A 12,430-nucleotide genomic window follows, 5' to 3' on the forward strand; every position below is an offset into this window, starting at 1 on the left:
GGTTGATAGGCCGGATATGGAAGCACGGTAACGTGTGGAGTTGACCGGTACTAATAGGCCGAGGGCTTGTCCTCAGTTGCTCGCGTCCACTGTGTAAGTTCTGAGGCAACGAACAGTTGCCGGTTTGAGCAGAACGCATAACAAAAAAGTGTGCTTGTTCGCTCGAAACCATTAGGGTTTCGGTGGCCATAGCGTAGGGGAAACGCCCGGTTACATTTCGAACCCGGAAGCTAAGCCTTACAGCGCCGATGGTACTGCAGGGGGGACCCTGTGGGAGAGTAGGACGCCGCCGAACAATCTTTGGGAAGGACCCCTGGTCACCAGCGTTCAGCTGGGACCAGGGGTCCTTTCGTTTTTACAATGCTTGTAGTACCGAAGACAGGAGTCACCCATGTCCACCAACTCTCCCGACGACCGTCCGGAGCGCGATCAGCGGCGCCGGGAGGGCGGGGACCGGGGCGACCGTGGTGGGTTCCGCCGCGGCAACGACCGTGACCGTGGCGGCTTCGGCCGCCGTGACGGAGGCGACCGCGGTGGTTTCCGCCGCGACGACCGCCGTGGTGACGACCGCAACGACCGTGGTGAGCGCGGCGATCGTGGGGACCGCGGTGGGTTCCGTCGTGACGACAACCGTGGCGGTTTCGGCCGGCGCGACGACCGGGACCGCGGTCCGCGACGTGACGACCGCGGTGAGCGTCCCCCGTTCCGCCGTGACGATCGCGGTGAGCGTGGCGGGGACCGACCCGCGTTCCGCCGCGACGATCGCGGTGAGCGTGGCGGTGACCGTCCCGGCTTCCTTCGTGACGACCGTGGTGAGCGTGGCGGTGACCGTCCCGGCTTCCGTCGTGACGACCGTGGTGACCGTCCCGGCTTCCGTCGTGACGATCGCGGTGAGCGTGGCGGTGACCGACCCGGTTTCCGCCGCGACGACAACCGCGGTGGTTTCGGCCGGCGTGACGACCGGGGCGACCGTCCTGGTTTCCGCCGCGACGACAGGCGTGACGACCGCCGTGACGACCGCGACCGTGGCGGCTACGCCCCTCGTGACGACCGCGACCGTGGCAGCTACGCCCCCCGTGACGACCGCGACCGTGGCGGCTACGGCCGCCGGGACGGTGGCGACCGCGGTGGCTTCCGCCGTGACGACAGGCGTGACGACCGCGGCGACCGTGGCGGTTTCCGCCGCGACGACCGTCGGGACGACCGTGGCGGCTTCGGGCGCGACGACCGTGGCGGCTTCCGCCGTGACGACCGTCGCGACGACAGGCGTGACGACCGCCGCGACGACCGTCGTGACGACCGCGGTGGTGAGCGGCGCTTCGGCGAGCGTCGGGACGACCGTGCCGGGGAGCGTCGCTTCGGGGACCGTGGCGGTGAGCGCACCGGCGAGCGTCGCTTCGGCGACCGTGGTGGAGAGCGCGGTGGCTTCCGTGGACGGGACGACCGTGGTGCTCGCGGCCCCCGCCGCGACGACCGCGGTGGCCGGCCGGGCGGTTTCCGCGGCCGTGACGACCGTCGGGACGACCGCGGCGGCTTCGGGCGCGACGACCGGCGCGGCGGCGGACGCTTCCGTGACGACCGGGACCGTGACCGCGACCGCGAGCCGATCAAGCGGCTGCCGATCCCGCCGGACGTCACCGGCGAGGAGATCGACAAGGACGTACGCCAGGAGCTGCAGAGCCTGCCGAAGACGCTCGCGGACGACGTCGCCAAGAACCTGGTGATGGTCGCGCGGCTCATCGACGAGGACCCCGAGGGTGCCTACGGCTACTCCAAGGTCGCCCTGCGTCTGGCGTCGCGCGTCGCCGCCGTGCGGGAGGCCGCCGGTTTCGCGGCGTACGCCAGCCAGAAGTACGCCGAGGCGCTCGGGGAGTTCCGCGCTGCCCGGCGTATGACCGGCAACGTCGACCTGTGGCCCGTGATGGCCGACTGCGAGCGTGGGCTCGGGCGGCCGGAGAAGGCGCTGGACATGGCCGGCGCCCCTGAGGTGCACAAGCTCGACAAGGCCGGCCAGGTCGAGATGCGGCTCGTCGCTGCCGGTGCCCGGCGGGACATGGACCAGCTGGACGCGGCCATCGTGACGCTGCAGAGCCCCGAGCTGGCCTCCAACTCGGTCCAGCCGTGGACCGCGCGGCTGCGGTACGCGTACGCCGACGCGCTGCTGGCGGCCGGCCGTAAGGACGAGGCGCGCGAGTGGTTCGCCAAGGCCGTGGAGGCGGACCGCGACGGCAGCACCGACGCGTCCGACCGCCTCGCCGAGCTGGACGGTGTGGAGTTCGTCGACGCCCTGGACGAGGGCGCGGAGGACACGACGGCCGCGGAGGTCACGGAGATCTCCGAGGCGAAGGACTCCGACGCCGAGGCCGCCGCCGACGAGGACAGCGACGGCGACGACGACTGACAGGCGTGACGACGAAAGGGCGGGCCCCGGTGAATCCGGGGCCCGCCCTTTCGTCGTTCTGCCGTCTTCTCCGGGCCGAGGACCTCAGAGGTCGAGGGCGCGCAGGACCAGCCCGGAGGCCGGTTTCGGGCCGAAGGACGTCGACTTGCGGGGCATGGTGACGCCCTGGCGGGCGAGGTCGCGGACGACCTCCTCGCGCACCGGGTGCAGCAGGACCGCCGTGGAGCCGTCGCGTTCCGCTTTGGTGACGGTGGCGGCCGTGTCGTGGATGTAGGCGATGTGGGCCGGGGAGTCCTCGGGGATGTGCCAGACGTGCTCGAGCAGTGCGGCGTGCAGGACCGTCGCGTCCAGGGTGCGCCAAGCCGCGGGGCGGTCGGCGGGGACCGTGCGGGCCAGGAACGCCGGGTCGGGCCGGTCGAGGAGGTGGAAGGCGCCGTCGCCGGCCAGCAGGAAGGCGTTGCCCGCGCAGGCCGCGTCGGCAAGGGCCTCCAGGGCCTCGGGCAGCGGCACCTGAAGGCGCTGCACGCGGAAGTGGTCCTCGACGGCGGCGACCGCGTCCGCGACCGGCAGGCCGTGCAGGAGCCGGTGGATGGCGCGCACCCGCAGCGGGTAGCGGGCGGTGTCGACGAGCAGCACCAGGCCGTAGTCCCAGGGGCCGGGGGAGGGGTGTTCCTCGCGCAGCCGGCGGTAGGTGGCCCAGCGGTGGTGGCCGTCGGCGATCAGGGCCTGGTGGTGGGCCAGGTCTACCTGGATCGCGGCCAGCTCGGCGGGGTCGGTGACGGCCCACAGGCGGTGGGTGAAGCCGTCCTCGGTGGTCGTCGACAGCAGCGGGGGCTGCTCCGCCGCGCTCTCCACGGCCCGGGTGGTGGCGGCCGTGGGGCCGTTGCCGCGGTACGTCAGCAGCAGCGGTTCGAGGTTCGCGGACGTCGCCCGCATCAGGGCGGCGCGGTCGGCGACCACGTGCGGCATGACGTCCTCGTGCGGCAGGACGAGGCCGTCGGCCGGGTCGGTCACGCGCAGGGCGCCGATCAGGCCGCGCTGGAGCATGCCGTCGCCGTCGCGCTGCTCGTAGACGTAGAGACCGGGTTCGGGGTCGGCGGTGAGCACGCCCTCGTCGAGCCAGCGCCGCAGGGTGTCGGCGGCCTGCTCGTTGCGGGCGCTCGGTGTTCCGGCCTGGGGGAGGATGAGGCGGACGATGTTGTACGGGTCCGACGACTGGAGGTGGTGCAGGCCGTCGGGGCGGACCACGACGTCGTACGGCGGTGAGGTGACGGCGGCGAGGCTGCCGACCCGGTCCGGGTCGTAACGCAGGCCTCTGAACGGGGTGAGTTCGAGGCCCCGGCGCGCCGTTGCTTCCGAGTGACCTGCTGTGTCCATCCCGGCATCGTACGTGTGTCACCGGTATGCGCGATGATCGGGGGAAAGAGCAGGCCGACCGAGGAGCGATGTGCAATGAGCCGGAGCGTCAGGACGAGGCCCGAGGGCAGTGGGCAGGCCCTGAGCGAGGCGTACGACACGGCGCTGCTCGATCTGGACGGGGTGGTGTACGCGGGCGGGAACGCGATCGCGTACGCCGTGGAGTCGCTGGAGACGGCGCGTGCGGGCGGGATGCATCTCGCGTACGTCACGAACAACGCGCTGCGCACGCCGGACGTCGTCGCGGAGCATCTGACCGAGCTGGGCATACCGACGGGCGCGGCGGACGTCATCACGTCGGCGCAGGCGGTGGCCCGGCTGATCAGCGAGCAGGTGCCGGCCGGTGCGCGGGTGCTGGTGATCGGCGGGGAGGGGCTGCGGGTGGCGCTGCGCGAACGCGGCCTGGTGCCCGTGGAGTCGGCGGACGACGACCCGGTGGCGGTGGTGCAGGGGTACGGCGGGCCGGACCTGCCGTGGGGCCGGTTCGCGGAGGCGTCCTACGCGGTCGCGAGGGGAGTGCCGTGGTTCGCGTCCAACACGGATCTGACGATCCCGAGCGGGCGCGGCATCGCCCCGGGCAACGGCGCGGCGGTGGAGGTCGTGCGGATCGCGACCGGTGCCGAGCCGCAGGTCGCGGGCAAGCCGCTGCCGCCGATGCACAAGGAGACCATCCTGCGCACGGGTGCGAAGCGGCCGCTGGTGGTGGGGGACCGGCTGGACACGGACATCGAGGGGGCGTTCAACGGTGAGGTCGACTCGCTGCTCGTGCTGACCGGCGTCACCGACGGCGCGCAGTTGCTCGCCGCGCCGCCGCAGCACCGGCCGACGTATGTGGACGCGGATCTGCGCGGGATGCTCACCGGGCAGCCGGAGATCACCGAGGAGGGTGACGGCTTCCGGTGCGGCGGGTGGACGGCCCGTGCGGGGGACGATCGGCTGGTGCTGAGCGGAGACGGTGAGGCGCTGGACGGGCTGCGGGCGCTGTGCGCGGCGGCCTGGACGGCGGCCGGGGACGGGGCGTGCGGGCTGGACGCGGGGAAGCCGCTGGCGCGGCTGGGGTTGTGAGGGCGCCGGATCGCGCGGCCAGGCACTACGACCCGGGATCGTGGACTCTAGCGAGGGTAGGCTAACCTAACCTCGTGTTGGTCGACAGTCCTCCCGAACAGCGCGCGGCGACCGCTCCCGCGCCCCCGAGCCGCCGGGCGGTACGTGCCGCCGGGCTGCTCCTCGCCGTGGCGCTCCTGGCGCTCCTCGTCGTGGCGAGCATCGCCGTCGGCGCCAAACAGCTGTCCATGGGGCAGGTCTGGCACGGCCTGTTCCACGACACCGGGACGTACGGCGACGTCGTCGTCGGCGACCGGCTGGCGCGGACCGTGCTCGGGCTGCTCGCCGGGGCGGCGCTCGGCCTGTCCGGGGCCGTGCTCCAGGCGCTCACCCGCAACCCGCTCGCCGACCCCGGGCTGCTCGGCATCAACGCGGGCGCGTCCGCCGCGGTCGTCACGGCCATCACCTATCTCGGCGTCACCAGCCTGACCGGCTATGTGTGGTTCGCCTTCCTCGGCGCCGCCGTCGTGGGCGCGCTGGTGTGGTTCCTCGGCGGCAGCCGGGGCGCCACGCCCGTCCGGCTCGCGCTCGCCGGGACCGCGATCACCGCCGCGCTGTACGGGTTCGTCCAGGCCGTGATGATCACGGACGACGCGGCGCTCGGCAAGATGCGCTTCTGGACCGTCGGTTCACTGGGCTCCGCGACCGACGGGACCGTCCGGCAGGTGCTGCCGTTCTTCGCGGCCGGCACCCTGCTGGCCCTCTCGCTCGCCCGCCCGCTGAACGCGATGGCCATGGGCGACGACACCGCCAAGGCGCTCGGCGCCCACCTCAGCCGGACCCGGGCGCTGGCCATGCTCGCCGCCACCGTGCTGTGCGGGGCGGCCACCGCCGCGTGCGGGCCGATCCTGTTCGTCGGGCTGATGGTGCCGCACGTCGTGCGCTCCTTCACCGGACCCGACCTGCGCTGGATCCTGCCGTACGCCACCGTCCTGTCGCCCGTGCTGCTGCTCGGCGCGGATGTGCTCGGAAGGATCGCCGTGCGGCCCTCGGAACTCCAGGTCGGTGTCGTCACCGCCGTCCTGGGCGGTCCGGTCTTCATCTTCCTGGTCCGACGGCGAAGGACGGCGCAGCTGTGAACTCGGAGGCCAAGACGGTGAGGACGGCTGAGCGGAAGGAGCGCGGCCCGCGTGCGCTGCGCACGCCCGGCGGGCTGTCGTTGCGCCTCGATGTGCGGGCCCTGATCGTCGTCGTGCTGCTGCTGGTGGCCGCGCTCGCCGCGAGCGTCGTGCTCATCGGCACCGGTGACTTCCCGATCCCCGCCGGGGACGTGATCAGGACGCTGCTCGGCGACGGCAACCCGGGCCAGGAGTTCATCATCCGCGAACTGCGGCTGCCGCGGGTGCTGGTCGGCCTGCTGGTCGGGGCGGCGCTGGGGCTGGGCGGTGCGCTGTTCCAGGCCGTCTCCCGCAACCCGCTGGGCAGTCCGGACGTCCTCGGCCTCGGGCAGGGCTCCACGGCCGGGGCGCTCGTGGTGATCGTCCTAGTCGGCGGCAACACCGCCGAGGTCACCCTCGGTGCGCTGGCCGGCGGCCTGCTGACCGGCCTCGCCATCTATCTGCTCGCCTGGAAGCAGGGCGTGCACGGTTACCGGCTGGTGCTCGTGGGCATCGGCGTCTCCGCCGTGGCCACGGCCGTCAACGGCTACCTCATCACCAAGGCCGACCTGGTCGACGCGGCCCGCGCGATCGTGTGGATGACCGGTTCGCTCAACGGCCGCGGCTGGGAACAGGTGTGGCCGCTGCTCGGGCTGTGCGCGCTGCTGGTGCCGCTGGTCCTCGCCCACGCGCGGGGCCTGCGGATGATGGAGATGGGCGACGACATGGCCGGCGCCCTCGGGGTGCGCGTCGAGCGGGTGCGGATGCTGCTGATGGTGGCCGCCGTCCTGCTCACCGCCACGGCCACGGCCGCCGCCGGTCCCGTCGGCTTCGTCGCCCTCACCGCGCCCCAGCTCGCCCGCCGGCTGACCCGCTCGCCGGGGCCCAACCTCGTGCCGTCGCTGTGCATGGGCGCCACCCTGCTGGTCGCCGCCGACTTCGCCTCGCAGCGGCTGTTCGGCGCCGACCAGCTGCCCGTCGGTGTGGTCACCGGCGTACTCGGCGGTGTCTACCTGCTGTGGCTGCTGGTCACCGAGCGCCGGGCGGGCCGGATATGAGCGGCACGCATCAGAACACCGATAGGAGCATCGTGAACCGCCTGTCCGCCGAGAACGTCACCCTCGCCTACGACCAGCGCGTCATCGCCGAGCAGTTGTCGGTGCAGATCCCCGACCGCTCCTTCACGGTGATCGTCGGCCCGAACGCCTGCGGCAAGTCGACGCTGCTGCGGGCCCTGTCACGGATGCTCAAGCCGAGCCAGGGACGGGTGCTGCTGGACGGGCAGGTCATCCAGTCGATGCCCGCGAAGAAGGTCGCCCGCACCCTGGGCCTGCTGCCGCAGTCGTCGGTCGCGCCCGACGGCATCACCGTCGCCGACCTCGTCGGCCGCGGCCGCTACCCCCACCAGGGCCTGCTGCGCCAGTGGTCGAGCGAGGACGAGCGGGTCGTACAGGAGTCCATGGCGCAGACCGGGGTCGCCGCCCTCGCCGACCGGTACGTCGACGAGCTGTCCGGTGGTCAGCGCCAGCGGGTGTGGATCGCGATGGCACTCGCCCAGCAGACCCCGCTGCTGCTGCTCGACGAGCCGACGACCTACCTCGACATCCAGCACCAGATCGACGTGCTCGACCTGTGCGCCGAACTGCACGAGACGCAGGGCCGCACCCTCGTCGCCGTCCTGCACGACCTGAACCACGCAGCCCGGTACGCCACGCACCTGATCGCCCTCAAGGGCGGCGAGGTCATCGCGCACGGCGCACCGAAGGACATCGTCACGGCGGAGCTGGTCGAGGAGGTCTTCCAGCTGCGCTGCCAGGTCATCGACGACCCCGAGACCGGGACCCCGCTGGTGGTGCCGGCCGCGCGCGCGGCACGGGCGCGGGCCACGGTGGCCGCCGCGGAGGCATCCTGACGACCGCGGAACGCGACAGCAGCCTCGCGCGCCGGAAGCGCTCCAGCAGCTTCGAGCGCGCCGGAAGCGCTACAGCAGCCCCGTGCGCCGGAAGCGCTACAGCAGTTTCCTGAGCCGGAACAGGTCCAGCAGGCTCGCCTCCAGCTTCACCCGGCCCGAGCCCCAGGCGCGCGCGAAGGTCAGCTCGCCGCCCACCAGGGCGACCAGGTCGTCGCCGGCCATCGCCAGCCGGATCTCGGCGCGCTCCGGCGGCGGCCCCTGAAGGGTGTCGTCCACCCGGATCCGGCCGCCGGTCAGCCGCCCCACGAAGGTGACGTCCAGGTCCGTGATGTGGCAGCTCACCGAACGGTCCAGGGCCGCGGCCTCGCGGACGTCGCCCTCGGCGCTCTGCATGTTGTCCGAAAGTCTGCCGAGTGCGCTGCGGCACTCCTCGATCGTGGCCATCGCGCTCGACGGTACCGCAGCGCTTCGAGGTAGCGTCTGGGCATGCACGACACCGTCCCCGACGCCGAGGCGCACGAGGAGGGCCCGGACGAGCCGGCGTACGACCCCGCCGCCCCGGCCCCGCTGAACGCGGACCGCACGCCCACCGGCAACGCCGACGTCGACGCCGCCCTGGACCGGCTGGCCGACGCCGACCACCTCGCCACGGACGGACACCTCGAGGTGTACGAGGATGTACACCGGGGGCTGCGCGACGCGCTCACCGCGCTCGACGCCCGCCCGGGACCTCCGGCGCCCCCGTCGTCCCACCCGACGGCGCCCCCGTCGTCGTACCAGAGCAGGAGCTGAACGCACCGTGGCAGGAGTCGCACGTCGCCGTCTGGACGCGGAGCTGGTCCGCCGCAAGCTCGCGCGCTCGCGTGAGCACGCCAGCCAGCTGATCGCCGCGGGGCGGGTCACCGTCGGCAAGACCGTCGCGACCAAGGCCGCCACCCAGGTGGAGACCGCGGCGGCGATCGTGGTCACGGCCGACGACAGCGATCCCGACTACGTCTCCCGGGGCGGGCACAAGCTCGCCGGGGCGCTCGCGGCCTTCGTGCCGCAGGGGCTGGTCGTCGAGGGCCGGCGGGCCCTGGACGCCGGCGCGTCCACGGGCGGGTTCACGGACGTGCTGCTGCGGGCCGGGGCGGCGCACGTGGTCGCGGTGGACGTCGGGTACGGGCAGCTCGCCTGGACACTGCAGAGCGATGAACGCGTCACCGTCAAGGACCGTACGAACGTACGCGAGTTGACGCCGGAGGCGATCGACGGCAAGCCCGTGGATCTGGTCGTGGGGGATCTGTCGTTCATCCCGCTCGGTCTGGTGCTGCCCGCGCTGGTGCGGTGCGTGACGCCGGACGCCGATCTGGTGATGATGGTCAAGCCGCAGTTCGAGGTGGGGAAGGAGCGACTGGGCAGCGGGGGTGTCGTGCGGAGTCCGCAGCTGCGGGCGGAGGCCGTGCGGGGTGTCGCCGAGAAGGCGTGGGAGCTGGGGCTCGGGGTGAAGGGTGTCACCGCGTCCCCGCTGCCCGGGCCGTCCGGCAACGTCGAGTACTTTCTGTGGCTGCGTGCCGGGGCGCCCGCCCTGGACGCGGCCGATGTTGACCGTGCAGTGGCGGAGGGGCCGCGTTGACGCAGAACCGAGCTCGTACTGTTTTCCTGCTCGCCCACACCGGACGGCCGGCGGCCGTGCGCAGTGCCGAGCTCGTGGTGAAGGGCCTGCTGCGGTCCGGTATCGGGGTGCGGGTGCTGGAGGCGGAGGCGGTCGATCTGCCGCTGCCGGACGAGGTGCGGCTGGTCAAGGAGGCGACCCCGCAGTGCCTCGACGGGTGCGAGCTGCTCATCGTCCTCGGCGGTGACGGCACCCTGCTGCGCGGCGCGGAGTTCGCGCGGGCGTCCGGGGTGCCGATGCTCGGCGTCAACCTGGGGCGGGTCGGATTCCTCGCCGAGGCCGAGCGGGACGACCTGGAGAAGGTCGTCGACCGGGTGGTGGCGCGGTCGTACGAGGTCGAGGAGCGGATGACCGTCGACGTCGTCGTGCACCGCAACGGCGACATCGTGCACACCGACTGGGCGCTGAACGAGGCGGCCGTGCAGAAGGTGTCCGCGGAGCGGATGCTCGAGGTCGTGCTGGAGATCGACGGGCGGCCGGTGACCGGGTTCGGCTGCGACGGGATCGTGTGCGCGACGCCGACCGGGTCGACGGCGTACGCGTTCTCGGCGGGCGGGCCGGTGGTGTGGCCGGAGGTCGAGGCGCTGCTGATGGTGCCGATCTCGGCGCACGCGCTGTTCGCGAAGCCGCTGGTGACCGCGCCGGACTCGGTGCTGGCCGTCGAGGTGCTGCCGCACGTCCCGCCGGGCGTGCTGTGGTGCGACGGGCGGCGGACCGTCGAGCTGCCGCCGGGGGCGCGGGTCGAGGTGCGGCGCGGGGCCGTGCCGGTGCGGCTGGCCCGGCTGCACCACGCGAACTTCACCGACCGGCTCGTCGCGAAGTTCGCCCTGCCGGTCTCAGGGTGGCGCGGGGCGCCGCACTAGGCCCCCGCTCGGGTCGGCCGGACGACCGGGGCTCGCTCGGGTGGGTGACAAAGGCGGGGCGGTCGCACTCGGCCTGCCGGACCTCGTATGGTCTTGTGCGTGCTGGAAGAGATGCGGATACGGTCGCTCGGTGTCATCGACGACGCCGTTGTCGAGCTGTCGCCCGGGTTCACCGCCGTCACCGGCGAGACCGGTGCGGGCAAGACCATGGTGGTCACCAGCCTCGGGCTGTTGCTGGGCGGGCGCGCCGACGCCGCGCTCGTGCGGCTCGGGGCCGAGAAGGCGGTCGTCGAGGGCCGGATCACCGTACCCGCCGACGCCACCGCCGTGGTGCGCGCCGAGGAGGCCGGGGCCGAGCTGGACGACGGGGCGCTGCTGATCAGCCGCACGGTGTCCGCCGAGGGCCGGTCGCGGGCGCACGTCGGCGGGCGGTCGGTACCCGTGGGGCTGCTCGCGGAGCTGGCCGACGACCTGGTGGCCGTGCACGGGCAGACCGACCAGCAGGGGCTGCTGAAGCTGTCCCGGCAGCGTGAGGCGCTGGACCGGTACGCCGGGGACGCGGTCGCCGTGCCGCTGACCAAGTACCGGGAGGCGTACAAGCGGCTGCGGGCCGTGGCCGCCGAGCTGGAGGAGATCACCACGCGCGCGCGGGAGCGGGCCCAGGAGGCCGACCTGCTGCGCTTCGGGCTGGAGGAGATCTCCGCGGTCGAGCCGCACGCCGGTGAGGACACGGGGCTGGCCGAGGAGGCCGAGCGGCTCGGGCACGCGGAGGCGCTGTCGTCGGCCGCGACGGCCGCGCACGCCGCGCTGGCGGGCAATCCGGAGGACCCCGAGGGCATCGACGCGACCACGCTGGTCGCGGGCGCCCAGCGGGCCCTGGAGGCCGTCCGGTCGCACGATCCGGCGCTGGCCGCGCTCGCCGACCGGATCGGCGAGATCGGCATTCTGCTCGGGGACGTGGCCGGGGAGCTGGCGGGTTACGCCGACGACCTGGACGCCGATCCGCTGCGGCTGGCGGCGGTCGAGGAGCGGCGGGCCGCGCTCACGCAGCTCACGCGGAAGTACGGCGAGGACGTGAACGCGGTGCTGGCGTGGGCCGAGCGCAGCGCCCAGCGGCTGACCGAACTCGACGGCGACGACGAGCGGATCGGGGAACTGACCGCCGAACGCGACGGGCTGCGCGCCGAGCTGGGCGGCCTCGCGCAGGCGCTGACCGAGGCGCGCACGGAGGCCGCCGAGCGGTTCGCGGCGGCCGTGACCGCGGAGCTGGCGTCGCTGGCGATGCCGCACGCGCGCGTGTCCTTCGACATCCGGCGAAGCGACGACCCGGAGGGCGTCGAGGTGCATGGGCGCACGGTGGCCTACGGCCCGCACGGCGTCGACGAGGTCGAGCTGCTGCTCGCCCCGCATCCGGGCGCGCCGCCGCGTCCCATCGCCAAGGGCGCCTCCGGCGGTGAGCTGTCCCGGGTGATGCTGGCCGTCGAGGTCGTGTTCGCGGGCACGGACCCGGTGCCGACGTACCTCTTCGACGAGGTCGACGCGGGCGTCGGCGGCAAGGCGGCCGTGGAGATCGGGCGGCGCCTGGCGCGGCTCGCGAAGTCGGCGCAGGTCGTCGTCGTCACGCACCTGCCGCAGGTGGCCGCGTTCGCCGACCGGCAGCTGCTGGTGGAGAAGACCAACGACGGCTCGGTGACCCGCTCGGGCGTGAAGGTGCTGGAGGGCGAGGACCGCATCCGCGAGCTCTCCAGGATGCTGGCCGGCCAGGAGGACTCGGAGACGGCCCGCGCCCACGCGGAGGAACTCCTGGAGACGGCCCGCGCGGACGCCTGAGAGGCGGCCCGGCCCGGCGGTGGGTGCGGGACGGGTCGCCTCGTGGCGGGTGACGGAGTCGGCCACCCTGGAGGGCCCGCCGCCGGGTTCGCGGAGATCTGTGGGGAGCGGTCCGGTGGGGCGGTCCGGCGGGGCGGTCCATTCACTCGTGTG

12 protein-coding genes and 2 rRNA genes are annotated in these 12,430 nt (G+C 73.3%); 12 read left to right on the plus strand and 2 right to left on the minus strand.

Annotation, left to right across the window (positions count from 1 at the left end; genetic code table 11):
- The 4 genes from ACZ64A_RS28380 to ACZ64A_RS28395 all read left to right on the plus strand — a co-directional run.
- Nucleotides 1–74 (plus strand): 23S ribosomal RNA (locus ACZ64A_RS28380); the annotation flags it as partial.
- Between the two features lie 104 nt (nucleotides 75–178).
- A 5S ribosomal RNA gene (gene rrf / locus ACZ64A_RS28385) occupies nucleotides 179–295 on the plus strand.
- A gap of 169 nt (nucleotides 296–464) precedes the next feature.
- Entirely contained in the window at nucleotides 465–1,724 is a 1,260-nt protein-coding gene (locus tag ACZ64A_RS28390; protein ID WP_469814791.1) for a hypothetical protein, read from the plus strand.
- Nucleotides 1,616–2,401 carry a tetratricopeptide repeat protein gene (locus tag ACZ64A_RS28395; RefSeq protein ID WP_469814793.1) on the plus strand — a complete coding sequence of 262 codons (786 nt, stop codon included), beginning with the start codon at nucleotides 1,616–1,618 and terminating at the stop codon, nucleotides 2,399–2,401. Before ACZ64A_RS28390 ends, ACZ64A_RS28395 begins: the two co-directional genes overlap by 109 nt.
- A gap of 84 nt (nucleotides 2,402–2,485) precedes the next feature.
- Here ACZ64A_RS28395 and ACZ64A_RS28400 read toward each other — a convergent pair whose 3' ends face one another.
- Nucleotides 2,486–3,778, minus strand: a complete 1,293-nt coding sequence (locus ACZ64A_RS28400; RefSeq protein ID WP_469814322.1) for a DUF1015 domain-containing protein — start codon at nucleotides 3,776–3,778, stop codon at nucleotides 2,486–2,488.
- Nucleotides 3,779–3,853: 75 nt separating this feature from the next.
- Here ACZ64A_RS28400 and ACZ64A_RS28405 point away from each other — a divergent pair, with 75 nt between their 5' ends.
- The 4 genes from ACZ64A_RS28405 to ACZ64A_RS28420 all read left to right on the plus strand — a co-directional run bounded on the left by ACZ64A_RS28405 (nucleotide 3,854) and on the right by ACZ64A_RS28420 (nucleotide 7,930).
- Nucleotides 3,854–4,882: an HAD hydrolase-like protein gene (locus ACZ64A_RS28405; protein WP_469814324.1), complete on the plus strand. Its 1,029-nt coding sequence runs from the start codon at nucleotides 3,854–3,856 to the stop codon at nucleotides 4,880–4,882.
- A 74-nt stretch (nucleotides 4,883–4,956) separates the two neighbouring features.
- A complete protein-coding gene (locus ACZ64A_RS28410; RefSeq protein WP_469814326.1) occupies nucleotides 4,957–6,000 on the plus strand; it encodes a FecCD family ABC transporter permease in 1,044 nt (347 codons plus the stop codon).
- Nucleotides 5,997–7,076 carry a FecCD family ABC transporter permease gene (locus ACZ64A_RS28415; RefSeq protein WP_469814328.1) on the plus strand — a complete coding sequence of 360 codons (1,080 nt, stop codon included), beginning with the start codon at nucleotides 5,997–5,999 and terminating at the stop codon, nucleotides 7,074–7,076. Before ACZ64A_RS28410 ends, ACZ64A_RS28415 begins: the two co-directional genes overlap by 4 nt.
- A complete protein-coding gene (locus ACZ64A_RS28420; RefSeq protein ID WP_469814329.1) occupies nucleotides 7,073–7,930 on the plus strand; it encodes an ABC transporter ATP-binding protein in 858 nt (285 codons plus the stop codon). The genes ACZ64A_RS28415 and ACZ64A_RS28420 overlap by 4 nt, the downstream gene beginning before the upstream one ends.
- 96 nt (nucleotides 7,931–8,026) lie before the next feature.
- Here ACZ64A_RS28420 and ACZ64A_RS28425 read toward each other — a convergent pair whose 3' ends face one another.
- Nucleotides 8,027–8,374, minus strand: a complete 348-nt coding sequence (locus ACZ64A_RS28425; RefSeq protein ID WP_469814331.1) for a sterol-binding protein — start codon at nucleotides 8,372–8,374, stop codon at nucleotides 8,027–8,029.
- 42 nt (nucleotides 8,375–8,416) lie between these two features.
- Between ACZ64A_RS28425 and ACZ64A_RS28430 the strand changes: the two genes are divergently transcribed.
- The 4 genes from ACZ64A_RS28430 to recN all read left to right on the plus strand — a co-directional run bounded on the left by ACZ64A_RS28430 (nucleotide 8,417) and on the right by recN (nucleotide 12,277).
- Nucleotides 8,417–8,722, plus strand: a complete 306-nt coding sequence (locus ACZ64A_RS28430; RefSeq protein WP_469814333.1) for a hypothetical protein — start codon at nucleotides 8,417–8,419, stop codon at nucleotides 8,720–8,722.
- A gap of 7 nt (nucleotides 8,723–8,729) precedes the next feature.
- The gene (locus ACZ64A_RS28435) at nucleotides 8,730–9,545 is read left to right on the plus strand and encodes a hemolysin (protein ID WP_469814334.1); all 816 of its coding nucleotides are present in this window, start codon (nucleotides 8,730–8,732) and stop codon (nucleotides 9,543–9,545) included.
- A complete protein-coding gene (locus tag ACZ64A_RS28440) occupies nucleotides 9,542–10,447 on the plus strand; it encodes an NAD kinase (RefSeq protein ID WP_469814335.1) in 906 nt (301 codons plus the stop codon). Before ACZ64A_RS28435 ends, ACZ64A_RS28440 begins: the two co-directional genes overlap by 4 nt.
- An 87-nt stretch (nucleotides 10,448–10,534) precedes the next feature.
- Nucleotides 10,535–12,277, plus strand: coding sequence for a DNA repair protein RecN (recN, locus tag ACZ64A_RS28445; RefSeq protein ID WP_469814337.1), 1,743 nt, complete (start codon nucleotides 10,535–10,537; stop codon nucleotides 12,275–12,277).
- The last annotated feature ends 153 nt before the right edge of the window (nucleotides 12,278–12,430 follow it).

This window comes from Streptomyces sp. NPDC104814 (assembly GCF_055583185.1).

What these genes read in the sequence shown, in the direction of transcription:
- ACZ64A_RS28400 (WP_469814322.1), bottom strand. Translation starts at nt 3,778, where the DNA reads ATGGACACAGCAGGTCACTCGGAAGCAACGGCGCGCCGGGGCCTCGAA.
- ACZ64A_RS28405 (WP_469814324.1), top strand. Translation starts at nt 3,854, where the DNA reads ATGAGCCGGAGCGTCAGGACGAGGCCCGAGGGCAGTGGGCAGGCCCTG.
- ACZ64A_RS28420 (WP_469814329.1), top strand. Translation starts at nt 7,073, where the DNA reads ATGAGCGGCACGCATCAGAACACCGATAGGAGCATCGTGAACCGCCTG.
- ACZ64A_RS28425 (WP_469814331.1), bottom strand. Translation starts at nt 8,374, where the DNA reads ATGGCCACGATCGAGGAGTGCCGCAGCGCACTCGGCAGACTTTCGGAC.
- ACZ64A_RS28430 (WP_469814333.1), top strand. Translation starts at nt 8,417, where the DNA reads ATGCACGACACCGTCCCCGACGCCGAGGCGCACGAGGAGGGCCCGGAC.
- recN (WP_469814337.1), top strand. Translation starts at nt 10,535, where the DNA reads ATGGTCTTGTGCGTGCTGGAAGAGATGCGGATACGGTCGCTCGGTGTC.